Here is a 14,378-nt window from a genome sequence, read left to right on the forward strand (position 1 = left end):
GACGGGAAGTCGTGAAGTTCGATTGTCAGGACAAACTCTTGACAGGATGACCCGCCGCGGCCACGGTGTGCCCATGCGTATCGGACTGATCGGAACGGGACGGATCGGCTCTTTCCACGCGGGTGTCCTCGCCCGGCATCCGCAGGTCGAGCACCTGGTGGTCGCCGACGCCGACGCCGCGCGGGCCGGGGAGGTCGCCGCGCTGACCGGCGCGACGGCCGCGGCCACGGTGACGGAGGCGTTCACCGGGGTCGACGCCGTGGTGATCGCCTCGGCGACCTCGGCGCACGCCGGGCTCATCGCGGCCGCCGCCCGCGCCGGGCTGCCCGCCTTCTGCGAGAAACCCGTCGCCCTGGACGTGCCGGGCACCCTCGAAGCCCTCCGTGCGGTCGAGGCGGCGGGCACCGAGCTCCAGCTCGGCTTCATGCGCCGCTTCGACGCGGGCTACCGGAACGCCCGGGACCTCGTGCGCTCGGGGCGGCTCGGCCGACTGCACACCGTACGAGCCGTCACCTCCGACCCGGCGCCGCCGCCCGCCGCCTACCTTCCGCTGTCCGGCGGGCTCTACCGCGACTGCCTGGTCCACGACTTCGACATCGTGCGCTGGGTGACGGGCCGCGAGGTCACCGAGGTGTACGCGATGGGTTCGGACGCGGGGCCCGCGATGTTCCGCGCGGCCGGTGACGTCGACACGGCGGCGGTCGTCCTCACCCTGGACGACGGCACCCTGGCGACGGCGACCGCCGCCCGCTGCAACGGCGCGGGGTACGACGTACGGCTCGAACTGGCTGGAGAACGCGACCAGTTCGCGGTCGGCCTGGACGACCGCACCCCGCTGACCTCGGCCGAACCGCACGGCCCCGGCCGCCCCGACAAGCCGTGGCCCGGCTTCCTCGAACGCTTCGCCCCCGCGTACGAGGCCGAACTGGACGCCTTCGTCCGGCTCGTACGCGGCGAGGCGCCGAACCCCTGCGACGGCCGCGACGCGCTGTACGCATTGCGCATCGCGGAGGCCTGCGAGGTGTCGCGCAGGGAGCGGCGGGTGGTGCGGGTGTCGGAGATCCCGGCCGGGTGAGCCACCACCTGACCGGCAGCGCCTCCGACCCCCGCGCATCGCTGGTCGGTGCGTGTCCCTTCAGGACGTCTCGACGGATGCGGCCGATACGGCGGATGCGGCCGACGCCGCGGACAGTACGGTGCCCTGCGCGACCGCGCAGAGCTTTTCCGCGCCGTCCGCGTCCAGGGTGAACAGGTCGCAGCGGACGGTGGCCTGGCGGCGGCCGCCGTGCACCACCGTGGCGCGGGCGATCAGGGTGCGTCCTGTCGCGGGGCGTACGTACTGGATGGAGAAGCCGCTGGTGAGGACGGCGGGCCCGAGGGCGGTGCCGGCCGCGAAGGTGAGGGCGTTGTCGGCGGCGTAGGCCAGGACTCCGCCGTGCAGGAAGCCGTTCTGCTGGTGGAGTTCCTCGCGGATGTCCAGCTCCAGGACTGCGCCGCCGTCTCCGAACGCGGTGATCCGCGCGTCGAGAAGGCGGCTGAACGGCTGGCTCGCCAGCGTCCCGCGGGCCGATTCGAGATCGAGCTCCCCCATGCTGTGCACCTCTCGTCGAACGATCGGGCACACCCTAACTCTCCAGTAGCTTAAGGGGCTTCTAACCTGGTCGGAGCGAGGGAGGCAAGGGTGCTGAGGCGTTGGTGGTTCATGGAGCGGCTGCGTCCCGCCGTGCCCGCGCAGCCGTCGCGGGAGCTGTCGAAGGAGCAGCAGCAGCTGGTTCTCGACGAGTGGGCGACGGCCCGCGAGCGGCTCGACCGGCTGGTGTCGGCGCGGGTGACGGCCGTGGGGGACGTGCTGCGGACGGCCGAACTGCCTCTGTCGCCGGGCCCGTTGGGAACGCGGTTCAGGTCCGATCCGCGGGCCGAGGGCGACTGCGCCTGGGCCTTCGACGCGTTCCAGGCCGCGGGCAAGCTGCTCGACGAGGCGGCCGATCTGCCCGACCTCGCGGCCGCGGCGGTCCTCGCCGACCGCGCGCTCGAACGGTTCGCGGCGGTCCACGCGCGAGCGGCCGGACAGCCCGTCCCCAAGGCCGCCCAGCGCTGTTTCTACAACCCGCTGCACACGGCGGCCGAGGGCACCCACTCCCCCGTCCGCAAACAGCACCGCAAGGAGGCAAGGCGCCGCACCGGGCCGCGCGAGGCGGCGGCCGACCGGCGCCCGGCCTGCCCGTCCTGCCGCCGGGCGATCCTGGCCGGCCAGGCGCCTGACGTCCTGCCCGCGCTCGTCCCGGTGAGGCTGTCGCGGCTGCGGACGGCCAGGGTGCTCGTGCCGTACTACTCGGTGCCGCAGCAGTGGTCGCTGTGGTCGGTCTGCGCCTGCGGGGCGTACGGGGACGAGTGGCCCTCGCTCGTGCTGCGCGGCGAGCACCGCAAGCGGGCGGCGGCCGCGCGCAAGGCGTGAGTCACTCGTGCGCCCTGTGCGTCACCAGCGCACCGGCAGGTGACGCACGCCCCGGATCAGCATGCCCGGCAGCCACTCCAACTGACCTGTGTCCGCTGCCAGTTGGAGGTCGGGGGCGCGTTCCAGGAGGCCCCGGACCGCGATCCGGCCCTCCATTCGGGCGAGCGGCGCGCCGAGGCAGAAGTGGATGCCGTGGCCGAAGGCGAGGTGGCTCTGCGGGGTGCGGCGGATGTCGAAACGGTCCGGGTCGGCGTGGCGGAGCGGGTCGCGGCCGGCCGAAGCGAGAGAGATCAGGACGGGGGCGCCCGCCGGGATGAGGGCGTCACCGACCAGCACGGGCTCCTTGGCGAAGCGGTACGTGGCGGTCTCGACCGGGCCCTCGTAACGCAGGATCTCCTCGATGGCGCCGTCGATGAGCCCGTCGAAGTCACCGCGCAGCGCGGCCAGTTGGTCGGGGTGGCCGAGCAAGGTGCGTACGCCGTTGGAGATCAGGTTGACGGTCGTCTCGTGGCCCGCGACGAGCAGCAGGAAGGCCATGCCGATGAGCTCGTCCGGGGACAGCTGGTCGCCGTCCTCGTCACGCGCCCGGATCAGGGCGCTCAGCAGGTCGTCGCCGGGGCGGGAGGAGCGCTTGTCCTCGATCAGCTCGATGAGGTACTCGCCCATCTCGCGCACGGCCGTGTTCTTGCCCTCGTCCACGGCGGGCGCGACGGCCGCGTTGGACAGCGCCCGGAAGGCCTCCTGGTCGAGGTCGGACACCCCGAGGAGCTCGCAGATCACCGTCATGGGAAGCGGGAAGGCGAGCGAGTCGACCAGGTCGGCGGTGCGGCCGGGCGCGGCCAGCATGGTGTCGAGCAGACCGTCGGTGATCTCCTGGACGAGCGGCCGGAGCTCGTCGATGCGGCGCGGGGTGAACTCCCGCGCCACCAGTTTGCGCAGCCGGGTGTGCTGCGGCGGGTCGGTCTCCAACATGTTGGCGCTGACCGGCAGCGCGCCGTACTCCCAGTCGCCGTTGCCCCGCCAGTCCTTGGACAGGCGGGGGTCGGCGAGCGCGGTCCGCCCCTCCTCGTGCCCGACGATCAGCCACACTTCGCCGCCTTCGGGGATGCGCACGAGATGGGCGGGGCCCTCGGCCCGCAGCTTGGTGTAGACCGGATGGGGGTCGGCGGTGAACTCCTCGCCGCGCTCCCCCAGGTCGATGACAGTCATGGCCCCGCCCTCCGCTCGGTTCGCCTCAGAGCCTGTGGCTGACACTCCGTCAGGACCGGGCGGGGTTCAGACACAGGCTCTCAGCCTACGTCGCGGTCCGGATCGTCGAGCAGGCCCGCGTCGTGCACCAACAGGGCGATCTGGACGCGGTTGTTGAGGTCGAGCTTGGCCAGGACACGGGAGACGTGGGTCTTCACGGTGGGCACGCTCAGATACAGCCGTGCGGAGATCTCGGCGTTGGAGTGGCCGCGGCCGACGGCGACGGCCACCTCGCGTTCGCGTTCCGCGAGCAGCGCGATGCGCTCGCGGGCCCGGACCGCCCGGTCGCCGGGGGTCGCGGACGACATCTGGGTCATCAACTGCCGCATGACGGCCGGGGACAGGACGGGATCGCCCTTCGCGACCTGGCGTACGGCGGCGACGATCTCGACGGGCGGGGTGTCCTTGAGGACGAATCCGGCGGCTCCCGCCCGCAGCGCCCGCAGTACTTGTTCGTCGGCGTGGAAGGTGGTCAGGACGATCACCTCGGGCGCGTCGGGGCGGGCGCGGAGCGTCTCGGTGGCGGTGAGGCCGTCGACGTGGGGCATGCGGATGTCCATGAGCACGACGTCCGGGCGCAGTTCCTGGGCCAGTTGATCCACCCCGGAGCCGTCGGCCGCCTCGCCGACGATCTCGATGTCCTCGGCGCCGCCGAGCATGAAGGTGAGTCCGGCGCGGACCAGGGGGTCGTCGTCGACGATGAGCAGGCGGATGGTCATGAGGGCCACGGTAGCCAGGCCACGACCGAGAAGGAGCCGTCGGGCCCGCGCCCGTGGTGGAGCCGGCCGCCGGCCAGGGTGGCGCGTTCGGTGAGTCCGATGAGCCCCTGCCCCGATCCGGGCACTTCGGGTACGGGCCCCGGGGGCGCGGGGTTGCGGACCTCGACGGTGAGTCCGTCGCCGGGGCGTCCGGTCACGGTGACGGTGACCTCGGCGCCGGGCGCGTGTTTGCGGGCGTTGGTGAGGGCTTCCTGGGCGATGCGGTAGGCGTTGCGCCCGGTGGCGGCGGGGACGCCCTCGGTGTCCGGGATGCGGCTGTCGAGGGCGACCTTCATGCCGGCCTCGCGGGATTCGGCGACGAGCGCGTCGAGGGTGGCGAGCGTCGGCTGGGGCCGGTCGTCGGCGCCCTCGCCGGGGCTGCGCAGCACCCCGATGATCTGCCGCAGGTCCTGGAGCGCCTCGTGTGCGCTGTCCCGGATGACTCCGGCGGCCCGGGCGACCTGGGCGGGCGGCGCGTCGGGCCGGAATTCGAGGGCACCGGCGTGCACGGAGAGCAGGGTGAGCCGGTGGGCGAGCACGTCGTGCATCTCGCGGGCGATGGCCTCGCGGGCGAGCCGCTGCGCGTTCTCGGCCCGCAGCGCCGCCTCGGCCTCGGCGCGGGCGGCCCGTTCGCGCAGCGCGAGGACGAGCTGGCGCCGGGAGCGTACGAGCATGCCCCAACCGGTGACCAGCAGGATCAGCACGGTTCCCACGACGGCGTTGGCGAGGAAGCTGGTGGTCGGGTCGGGGCGGACCACGGGCTGGAGCAGCGAGCTCGCCACGGCGAGGGTGCCCACCACCAGCACGGCGGGCTTGAACGGCCGGTGCACGGCGAGGCTGAACAGGGCGACCAGGAATCCGCCCGAGGCGACCGGCGCGACGACCGACACCACGGCGAGCACCGCCGCGAGCCCCACCGGCCGGCGCCGCCGCAGCCACACCGCGCAGCAGGCCGCGGCCCCCACGAGCTGGTCGACGAGCAGGACGGTCTCGGAGTTGCCGGGCATCTTGCCGAGGGAGTCGGCCGTGAGCATGCCGATGAGGGCGGCGGCGAGGAAGGCGCAGATGTCGACGACCCAGTCGCGTACGGTGCGCCGCGGCCGGGCCCGGTCGCCGGGCAGCTCGGGGTCGGCCACCGCCGAGGGCAGCAGCCAGCGGAACTCTGGTCCGGCTCGTGTCATGTCGACAAAGTTACGCAGCTCGGGGGCAGGGCGGCGCGATGCGGGCGCGGGACGCTACCAAAGTCGTACGGCCGAAGACTTTGGACGCGGGGGCGGTGTCCCGACGGCCGACGCGGAGGTGCGGCCGGTCGGCGCAGGCTCGGGGCATGAGGAAGTTTCTGGAGGTCGCCGGGTTCCTGCTGCTGCTCCAGGGCGTCGGCGGGCTCGTGCACGAGTGGACCGGGTGGTTCAGCCTGTGGACGCTGGTGCACCGCCCCGATGCGCTTGAGGGCCACGAGGTGTTCGCCAGCGTTGTGCTGGCGGTGGCGGGCGTGGCGGTGCTCATCGCGTCGGAGCGGGCCGTGAAGAAGTAGTCAGGCCGCGGCCCGGCGCCCCCAGCTGGTGCCCGCGAGGACCAGGATTCCGCCCAACAGGCCGAGTGCGCCCAGGCGTTCACCCCCGAGCGCGATGCCGGCGGCCGCGGCCCAGAGCGGTTCGGTGCCGAGCAGCAGGCTGACCCGGGACGGGGAGGTACGGCGGACCGCCCACATCTGCACGAAGAACGCGAACAGGGTGCAGAACACGGACAGGAACAGCAGACCGGTCCACTCGCGGACGCCGAAGGCGGAGGCCACCGTCCAGGGCGCGTCCCCCGTGCCGGGCAGGGCTGCCAGGACCGCGAACACCGCTACGGAGCCGCCCAGTTGGACGGTGGTCAACGACAGCGAGTCGGCGTCCTGGACCGCCTTGACGCGGGCCATGAACAGGACGTGCGCGGTACGGGCGAGGGCGGCGAGCAGCATCAGGAGGTCGCCCGTCGAGGGCGCGGTGAAGCCGCCGCCCTGGGTCAGCAGGACGACGCCCGCCACCGAGAGCGCGGCCGCCGCGAGGAAGGCGCGCGGCGGGCGAACCCGCGTGACGGCGGCCTCGGCGAGCGGGGTGAAGATCATGGTGAGGCTGATGATGAGCCCGGCGTTGGTGGCCGAGGTGTGCACGACGCCGTACGTCTCCAGGAGGAAGATCCCGCTGAGGACGAGGCCGAGCACGCCCGCGCCTCGCCACTGGGCGGCGGTCAGTGCGCGAAGGCCGCGCCATCCGGCGGCCACCAGGACCGGCATCACGAGCCCGAAGCGCAGCACCAGGACGGCGGTCACGGTGTGCGCGGTGGTGATGTCCTTGGCGGCGAGGTAGCTGGCGCCCCAGACGACGGCCACCAGGAGGACCGGCAGGTCGGTGAGCCAGGCGCGGCGCGGGGCGAGGCCCGCGGAGGGTACGGCGATCGACGACACGGGCCCGGTCTCCAGACGGTGCGGGGGTGTGGAGACGTCGGCGGCTCGCACGGGAACGATCACCGTACCCGTAGGTGACCGGCCCGGGAAGGGCCGTTTCGCGCACTGGGCGGGGAGGCCGAAACTCCCGTGACGAGGCGAAGAGGTGCGCCCCCGCACGATGCGAGGAGGTGCGACCCCGCGCTCCTGCGGAACTCAGACACAGGCTCTCATCGCCCCGCGCCGCGGCTCACCCCGCGTGGGTGGAGAAGAGGCCGCCCGTGGGGCCCTGCTTGTCGCCGCCCTGGGCCTTCTTGAGGGCGTTGGCCAAGCCTTCGATCGTGAGGGACTGGAGGATGACGCGGCCGTTGCCCTCCAGGGTGGCGAGCGAGAGGCCCTCGCCGCCGAAGACGGCGTTCATCAGACCCTGGCGGTTGAGGCCGCCGATGCGCTGCACCCCGTACTCGATGCCTTCCTCGAACGCGACGATGCAGCCGGTGTCGACCTCGATGCGGCCGCCGAAGTCGGCCGGGTTGAGGTCGATGAAGTTGCCCGCGCCGCAGATGATCACGGTGCCGGTGCCGGTGAACTTCTCCAGGATGAAGCCCTCGCCGCCGCTCATTCCGGTGCGGCCGCCCTGGAAGGCGATGCCGAAGTCGACGGTGGACTCGGCGGCCACGAAGGCGTCCTTCTCGGCGAACCAGGCGCGGTTTCCGGTGAGTTCGAGGGCGCGCATCTCGCCGGGCAGCACGCCCGCGAAGCCGACCGTGCCTTCGCCGCTCGTGGAGGTGAAGTACTGGAAGGCGAGCGATTCGCCGGCGAGTGCGCGCTGACCGACCTGCATCGCGGTGCCCATGGCCTGGCGCAGCATGCCGCCCATGCCTCCGCCGCCCTGGCCCGCCTGGTCGCGGCCGCCCCGGTCGGGTCCGGAAAGACGGGTCTCCATGGACACGTTGGCGGTCTTGAAGAGGAACTTCCCGGCCTCGCAGTAGACGGTCTGGCCTGGAGTGAGGTTCACGACGGCCATCTGCATGGCGTTGCCGACGATCTCTTGCTGAAGGGTCACGGCCGGTCTCCTGAGGCGTGCGGGGTGGTGTTGCCGGTGGTCAACGTACGACACGGAGGTCCAGGTTCCGCTACCTGGGACTCGGTGTCCGAAGGCCGCCAGCGCGGGGGCCTCGTGACGGCTTTGCTTGAACCCGCAAGCAAAGCCGGACCGAGGAAACCTCGAAGATCCTCGATCCGACCTCGATGAACCTCGAAGAAGTTCGTAGAAAAGGACCTCACCATGAACTCGCTCAACGGCAAGAAGGCCCTGGTCACGGGTGGCAGCCGGGGCATCGGGGCCGCCGTCGCGCTGCGGCTCGCCGAGCAGGGGGCCGATGTCGCCGTCACGTACATCCAGGGCGAGGAGGCGGCCCGCGCGGTCGTCGCGAAGATCGAGGCGATGGGCCGGCGCGGGCTCGCGCTCCGCGCGGATCTCGGGGACGCCGCGGATGCGGCCGCCGCGGTCGAGCGGGCGGCCGAGGCCTTCGGCGGCCTCGACATCCTGGTCAACAACGCGGGCGTGGGCGTGCTCGCCCCGCTCGACCAGCTCGGCCTGGCCGATGTCGACCGGGTGCTCGCGGTGAACGTACGCGGGGTCTTCCTCGCCTCCCAGGCCGCGGCGGCCCGGCTGCCGCGCGGCGGCAGGATCATCACGATCGGCTCGTGCATGACCCAGCTGGTGCCCGGGCCCGGCGGGACGCTGTACGCGACGAGCAAGGCCGCGCTCACCGGGCTCACCAAGGCGCTGGCCCGGGAGCTCGGGGGGCGCGGGATCAACGCGACGCTCGTCCACCCGGGTCCCATCGACACCGACATGAACCCGGCGGACGGCCCGTCCGCGGCGCACCAGGCCGCGATGACCTCGCTCGGGCGGTACGGGACGGCCGACGAGGTCGCCTCGATGGTGGCGTACCTCGCGGGTGACGACGCGGTGTATGTGACGGGCACGGAGCTCTCGGTGGACGGCGGCTACGCGGCCTAAGCGGGTACGCGGCGGCGGTGCTCGTACGCACAAGAACGCGAGGCACCCCGGTGCTGTCGGGTCGGGGTGCCTCGCGTCAGCGGGCGGGTGTCGTGCCGCCCTGCTCTTGGGGGAACGGGCGGGCTCAGCCGCCCAGTTCCTGGTGGCGGGCGGTGAGCCGCGCCGAGCCCTCGGCCGTCAGGGAGCCGAAGAGGCGCAGGCGCGAGATGCCGCCGTCGGGGAAGATGTCGATCCGCACGTGGGTGGCCACGGCGGGGGCGTCCAGGACGAAGCGGTGGTTGGTGTCGGGCTGAAGGCGCGTGCGGGGCAGCACCTCGGCCCACTCGCCCGACGCGCCGTCGCGCACCGAAAGCGCCGCCCAGCCCGCCGAGTTGCCCTTCAGGTACGCCGTGTCGATCTCGATCGCGCGGATCTCCGACTGGGCCGCCAGCTGGTAGCGGATCCAGTCGTTGCCCTTGTCGCGGCGGCGCCGGGTCTCCCAGCCGTCGTCCATCTTGCGGGAGCGGCCCGGCTGGATGGTGTTGGTGGCGGGCGAGTAGAAGCGGTCGGAGGCGTCCTCGACCTGGCCGCCGTTTTCGAGCGCCGCGAGGTCGAAGGTGCCGAGGGTGGCCAGCCAGCGCGGGTCGGGGGCGACCTCGCCGTATACGCGCAGGCGGGCCACGCCGCCGTCGGGGTGCTGGTTGAGGCGCAGGTGCGTGAAGCGCTGCTCGACGTCCACCGCGAAGCCGTTGGCCGCGTGTCCGCCAACTGCCGTACGGGGTACGAGAGTTACCCACTTCACGTCGGGGGCGAGCAGTTCCTCGGGCGAGGGGGATCCCGCCACGGAGGTGGCCTCGACGGAGACGGCCTGCGGGTAGTTGCCGCGGAAGTGGGCGGTGTCGACGACGATGCCGCGGATCACGCCGGGCGCGCCGAGGCGGATGAGCGCCCAGTCGTGGTCCTCGTCGGTGGGGTGCGGCTGCGCGGCCGAGATTCCGCGGCGGCGCCGGGTCTCCCAGCCGTCCATGATCTTGCCCTTGTGCCCGAAGTGCTCGGGGTCGAACTCGGCGGCCTCGGGCTTGAGGAGATTCTCGCGCTCGGCGAAGAACTCGTCGTTGGCGGCGATCACGCCCGCGCCGAGGCGCCGGTCGGCGAGGTCGGCGTACTGGGTGAAGCCGAAGTCCGCGGTGCGGTAATCGGCGTACGGGTCGCCGCCGCCGAAGGGGCTGGCGTCGCCGGTGAAGGAGGCCACAGAAGAGGAATGCAGGGTGCTCACGGTGTCAGTTGTTCCTTTCGAGCAGGCGGCCGGTGGGCTCGGCGATGACGCCGTCGTGCTGGATGCGCTCGCCGCGCAGCCAGGTCGACTTGACGACACCGTGCAGCGTCTTGCCGGCGTAGGCGGTGACGCGGTTGCGGTGCTGGAGTTCGGCCGGGTCCACGGTGAAGGTCTCGTCGGGGGCGAGCACCGCGAAGTCGGCGTCGCGGCCGGCCTCGATGGCGCCCTTCTGGGTCAGTCCGACCAGGTTCGCGGTCGCGGTCGACATCCAGCGGACCACGTCCTCCAAGGTGTAACCACGCTTGCGGGCCTCGGTCCAGACCGCGGGGAGGCTGAGCTGGAGGCCGGAGATGCCGCCCCAGGCGGTGGCGAAGTCGGCGGTCTTGAGGTCGGCGGTGGAGGGCGAGTGGTCGGTGACGATACAGTCGATGGTGCCGTCGGCCAGCGCGTCCCACAGCAGGTCCTGGTTGGCGGCCTCGCGGATCGGCGGGCAGCACTTGAACTCGCTCGCCCCGTCCGGGACTTCCTCGGCGGTGAGCGTGAGGTAGTGCGGGCAGGTCTCGACGGTGAGCTTGACGCCCTCGCGCTTGGCGGCGGCGATCACGGGCAGCGCGTCCGATGAGGACAGGTGCAGGACGTGGACGCGGGCGCCGACGCGCTTGGCGGCCGCGATCAGGCCCTCGATCGCGGTGTTCTCCGAGACGCGCGGGCGGGTGGCCAGGTAGTCGGCGTACTTGGGTCCTGTCAGGTGCGGGGCGGCGTCCAGCTCGTGCGGGTCCTCGGCGTGGATGATCATCAGGCCGTCGAACCCGGCGATCTCGGCGAGCGAGCGCTCCAGCTGCTCCTGGTTCAGCTCGGGGAACTCCTCGACGCCCGACGGCGACAGGAACGCCTTGAAGCCGAAGACGCCGGCCTCGTGCAGGGGCTTGAGGTCCTTGACGTTGTCGGGCAGCGCGCCGCCCCAGAAGCCGGTGTCGATGTGCGCCTTGCTCGCGGCGACCTCCTGCTTGATCCGCAGGTTCCCGACCGTGGTGGTCGGCGGCAGCGAGTTGAGCGGCATGTCGACGAGGGTGGTGATGCCTCCGGCGGCGGCCGCGCGGGTGGCCGTCCAGAAGCCCTCCCACTCGGTGCGGCCGGGGTCGTTCACATGCACATGGGTGTCGACGATGCCGGGCAGCAGCACGTCGTCACCGAAGTCCTCCAGGCGCGCGCCGGCCGGCACCTCGGCCTCGTACGGCAGTACGTCCGCGATCTTCCCGTCGGCGACGGCGACCGTCGCCGGGCGCGTCCCCTCGGGGGTGATGACGCGCGTCGAGCGCAGTACCAGGTTGACGTCGGACACCCGAGCCCCTCACTTCCAGACTTCCAGCGGATTTTTCGGTGCACCGGTTCTTCCGTACACCGGAATTCAACGATCTGTTGAAGGAGTTTGCGCCGCTGCCGACGAAGCCGTCAAGAGTGGCCGACGAGTGACCGCCGACACGGACGCAAGTCTTGGAGGTTTCCACAGAATGGAATTAGAATTTCGCCAAGCAGAATGTAGGTACCGCCACGGGGCGCCGCGAACGAACGGACAAACCCGCTCTGACCGGCAAGGACACCTGACCTGTCCAGGGCAGGACGGACAACCGCCCGATAGTCTGCTCCTTCGCCTGCCAGTACCGAAAGGAACGCGCCGTGCCGACGTCAAGCGCCAGCACCACCGACGCCTCCAAGACCCCTGCCGCCAGCGGAGGAGTCCAGTCTCTTGAGCGCGCCTTCGACCTCCTTGAGCGGATGGCCGACGCCGGGGGCGAGGTCGGCCTCAGCGAGCTCTCCGCGAGCAGCGGCCTCCCCCTTCCGACGATTCACCGGCTGATGCGCACGCTCGTGGCCTGCGGCTACGTCCGCCAGCAGGCCAACCGGCGCTACGCGCTCGGCCCGCGCCTGATCCGCCTCGGCGAATCGGCGTCGCGCCTGCTCGGCACCTGGGCGCGCCCGTATCTGACCCGCCTGGTCGAGGAGACCGGCGAGACCGCGAACATGGCGCTGCTCGACGGCGACGAGATCGTGTACGTGGCGCAGGTGCCCTCCAAGCATTCGATGCGGATGTTCACCGAGGTCGGCCGCCGCGTCCTTCCGCACTCCACGGGCGTGGGCAAGGCGCTGCTCGCGCACACGCCGCCGGACGAGGTCCGCGCGCTGCTCGCCCGCACCGGCATGCCCGCCGCGACGGAGAAGACGATCACCACGGCGGACGGTTTCCTCGACGCCCTTGAGCAGGTGCGGCGCGCCGGGTACGCGGTGGACGACAACGAGCAGGAGATAGGGGTGCGCTGCCTCGCGGTGTCGGTGCCCAACTCCCCCACCGCGGCGGCCATTTCGATCTCGGGGCCGGCGGGCCGCGTCACCGAGGCGGCCACGGACCGGATCGTCCCGATCCTCCAGGGCATCGCCCAGGAGCTCTCGACGGCGCTGGCGAACACGGGCGCGCAGACCTGAGCCACCCCCGGTGGGTCCCTGTCGATCGACAGGGACCCACCGGCGTTTCAGCGCACGGGCAGCACGCGGGTGTGCTCACGCCGTACGGCTTGCAGGTCCCGCGGGTCCAGGCCGAGCAGGGCCAGGATGGTGGGCGCGATCTGCGTGGTGTGGACGCGGCTCTCCTCGCGCACCCCGGCCGGGGTGCCCGCGCCGGAGACGATCAGCGGGACGTCGAGGTCGTCGGCGCTGGCGCCGCCGTGCTCGGCGATCTTCTTGATGCCGCCGGTGTAGACGACGCCGTACTGGGCGACGCCGAGAACGTCGGGAACCCGGGCGTCGCCGGTCGGCACGCCGAAGTAGCGGGCCGCTTCGCTGCCCGCGTACGCCTTGGTCAGGCCGCTCGCCGTGAAGGCCTTCGGCTTGGCGTCGACATCGGTGCCCGTGCCGTGCTGGGCCAGCAGATAGGCCTTGGCGAAGTCGGCGGCAGCCTGGGAGCGGTCGGTGAGCCACAGCATCACGCCGTCGTCGTCCGCGGAGTGCGCGACGAGGTTGCCCGCGCCCGGGTGGGCCTTCTTCCAGGCCGCGTCGAGGCCCGCGAGCAGCGGGGCGTCGTCTATACGGGTCAGCGCGGCCGGGTCGGTCGGCGACTGGCCGTGCTTGGCGGACAGCACGATCGTCGTGCTCGTGTCGAGGTGGCGGGCCTTGAGCTCGGCGACCAGCGAGCCGAGCTCGGAGTCGACGAATCCGATGCTCTTCTCGACCAGCGGCCCGGGCACGCCCTTGGCCGCGTAGCCGCCCTTGAGGCCGTCGGAGGCGGGCAGCTTCTGCGCGGTCGACACGGACTGGAAGTTCAGGCCGAGGACGGCCGGGGTGCCCGTGCGGTGGCTGCGGCTGTGGTCGTAGCCGTCGATCTCGTTGCGGACGGCCTGGACCTTGTAGTCGTCGTACTGCTGCGTGGCTTTGTTGTCCTTGGTCCAGTCGGTGCCCTTGGGGTAGCCGGTGGCGGCGGAGTTGATCTCGGGCGTGAAGAGGTCCTGGATGCCGTTCCCGGAAGGCCCGTTGAGGATGTCGTACGCGGCGTGCTTGTCCGACCAGGCGGTGCGCAGCCCGGCCCGGCGGGCCACGTCGAAGACGGTGTTGACGCGCAGGTAGGAGTGCGGGGCGACCGGCTTGCAGGTCTTCGGATCGACGGGCAGCGCGGCCGGATTGAGCAGGATGGCGGGGTGGCCCGTCATGCTCAGGATGCTGCCGGGCAGTCCGGTCAGGCCCTGGCCCGCGTCCAGGGCCGACTTGTCCTTGTCGAGGTCCTCGGTGAGGTCGACCTCGGCGCCCGCCTTGGCGTTGTTGCAGTCGGTGGTGCCGGCCGGGAGCAGGGCGCGGTCGTAGGAGTCGTCGTAGTAGACCCCGGTGGTGCCCGGTCCGCCGCCGGTGACCTGCGCGGTCATGCCGGGGAACGAGTCCGAGGGCGTGGTGGTGCTCGCGTGCGTGTACTGCACGCCGCCGTGCGCGAGCCGGGCCAGCGCGGACTGCGGGTGCTCGGCGGTGTACCGGTCCAGGTCGGCCTGGTGCAGTCCGTCCACGGAGACGAGCAGGACGTGCTGGGCGGCGGCTCGGTGCTGGCGGGCCGGGTTGGCATCGGCGTGCGGCACGGCCGTTCCGGCGAGCGCGCCGGCGGCGCCGAACGTGGCGGCCAGCCGGAGGAGCGGGCGGTTCACAGGTATCCCCTGACGTTGGTGGAACCG

At 72.2% G+C, this 14,378-nt stretch carries 14 protein-coding genes; 5 read left to right on the forward strand and 9 right to left on the reverse strand.

Going from position 1 to position 14,378, the window contains the following annotated elements:
- Nucleotides 1–73 precede the first annotated feature (73 nt).
- Nucleotides 74–1,075: a Gfo/Idh/MocA family protein gene (locus tag ACWC2B_RS10725; protein WP_450716114.1), complete on the forward strand. Its 1,002-nt coding sequence runs from the start codon at nucleotides 74–76 to the stop codon at nucleotides 1,073–1,075.
- A 60-nt stretch (nucleotides 1,076–1,135) separates the two neighbouring features.
- Here the strand turns inward: ACWC2B_RS10725 and ACWC2B_RS10730 are convergent, their stop codons facing one another.
- Nucleotides 1,136–1,591 (reverse strand): PaaI family thioesterase, encoded by a 456-nt coding sequence (locus tag ACWC2B_RS10730; protein WP_450716115.1) that lies wholly within the window; start codon nucleotides 1,589–1,591, stop codon nucleotides 1,136–1,138.
- A gap of 90 nt (nucleotides 1,592–1,681) precedes the next feature.
- Between ACWC2B_RS10730 and ACWC2B_RS10735 the strand changes: the two genes are divergently transcribed.
- Nucleotides 1,682–2,455, forward strand: coding sequence for a hypothetical protein (locus tag ACWC2B_RS10735; protein WP_450716116.1), 774 nt, complete (start codon nucleotides 1,682–1,684; stop codon nucleotides 2,453–2,455).
- A gap of 21 nt (nucleotides 2,456–2,476) precedes the next feature.
- On the opposite strand, the gene ACWC2B_RS10740 is transcribed toward ACWC2B_RS10735, so the two are convergent.
- The 3 genes from ACWC2B_RS10740 to ACWC2B_RS10750 form a co-directional block, all read right to left on the reverse strand.
- Complete coding sequence (locus tag ACWC2B_RS10740) at nucleotides 2,477–3,664, reverse strand: cytochrome P450 family protein (RefSeq protein WP_450716117.1); 1,188 nt, start codon at nucleotides 3,662–3,664, stop codon at nucleotides 2,477–2,479.
- An 80-nt stretch (nucleotides 3,665–3,744) separates the two neighbouring features.
- Nucleotides 3,745–4,422, reverse strand: coding sequence for a response regulator transcription factor (locus ACWC2B_RS10745; protein WP_450716118.1), 678 nt, complete (start codon nucleotides 4,420–4,422; stop codon nucleotides 3,745–3,747).
- Nucleotides 4,419–5,642 carry a sensor histidine kinase gene (locus ACWC2B_RS10750; protein ID WP_450716119.1) on the reverse strand — a complete coding sequence of 408 codons (1,224 nt, stop codon included), beginning with the start codon at nucleotides 5,640–5,642 and terminating at the stop codon, nucleotides 4,419–4,421. Before ACWC2B_RS10750 ends, ACWC2B_RS10745 begins: the two co-directional genes overlap by 4 nt.
- Before the next feature lie 146 nt (nucleotides 5,643–5,788).
- Between ACWC2B_RS10750 and ACWC2B_RS10755 the strand changes: the two genes are divergently transcribed.
- Nucleotides 5,789–5,995, forward strand: coding sequence for a hypothetical protein (locus ACWC2B_RS10755; protein WP_450716120.1), 207 nt, complete (start codon nucleotides 5,789–5,791; stop codon nucleotides 5,993–5,995).
- On the opposite strand, the gene ACWC2B_RS10760 is transcribed toward ACWC2B_RS10755, so the two are convergent.
- Entirely contained in the window at nucleotides 5,996–6,910 is a 915-nt protein-coding gene (locus ACWC2B_RS10760) for a DMT family transporter (protein ID WP_450716220.1), read from the reverse strand.
- Between the two features lie 229 nt (nucleotides 6,911–7,139).
- Nucleotides 7,140–7,955, reverse strand: a complete 816-nt coding sequence (locus ACWC2B_RS10765) for an AIM24 family protein (RefSeq protein WP_450716121.1) — start codon at nucleotides 7,953–7,955, stop codon at nucleotides 7,140–7,142.
- Between the two features lie 222 nt (nucleotides 7,956–8,177).
- Between ACWC2B_RS10765 and ACWC2B_RS10770 the strand changes: the two genes are divergently transcribed.
- Nucleotides 8,178–8,918, forward strand: a complete 741-nt coding sequence (locus tag ACWC2B_RS10770) for an SDR family NAD(P)-dependent oxidoreductase (RefSeq protein ID WP_450716122.1) — start codon at nucleotides 8,178–8,180, stop codon at nucleotides 8,916–8,918.
- Nucleotides 8,919–9,042: 124 nt separating this feature from the next.
- Here the strand turns inward: ACWC2B_RS10770 and alc are convergent, their stop codons facing one another.
- Together alc and allB are read right to left on the reverse strand one after the other, a co-directional pair.
- Nucleotides 9,043–10,164 carry an allantoicase gene (gene alc, locus ACWC2B_RS10775; protein ID WP_450716221.1) on the reverse strand — a complete coding sequence of 374 codons (1,122 nt, stop codon included), beginning with the start codon at nucleotides 10,162–10,164 and terminating at the stop codon, nucleotides 9,043–9,045.
- A 13-nt stretch (nucleotides 10,165–10,177) separates the two neighbouring features.
- Nucleotides 10,178–11,515, reverse strand: a complete 1,338-nt coding sequence (gene allB / locus ACWC2B_RS10780; RefSeq protein ID WP_450716123.1) for an allantoinase AllB — start codon at nucleotides 11,513–11,515, stop codon at nucleotides 10,178–10,180.
- A 335-nt stretch (nucleotides 11,516–11,850) separates the two neighbouring features.
- On the opposite strand from allB, the gene ACWC2B_RS10785 reads away from it, so the two are divergent.
- The gene (locus tag ACWC2B_RS10785; RefSeq protein ID WP_450716124.1) at nucleotides 11,851–12,654 is read left to right on the forward strand and encodes an IclR family transcriptional regulator; all 804 of its coding nucleotides are present in this window, start codon (nucleotides 11,851–11,853) and stop codon (nucleotides 12,652–12,654) included.
- A gap of 47 nt (nucleotides 12,655–12,701) precedes the next feature.
- Here the strand turns inward: ACWC2B_RS10785 and ACWC2B_RS10790 are convergent, their stop codons facing one another.
- Nucleotides 12,702–14,351, reverse strand: a complete 1,650-nt coding sequence (locus tag ACWC2B_RS10790) for an alkaline phosphatase family protein (protein ID WP_450716125.1) — start codon at nucleotides 14,349–14,351, stop codon at nucleotides 12,702–12,704.
- Nucleotides 14,352–14,378 lie beyond the last annotated feature (27 nt).

The sequence above is a fragment of the Streptomyces sp. NPDC001415 genome (assembly GCF_053597395.1).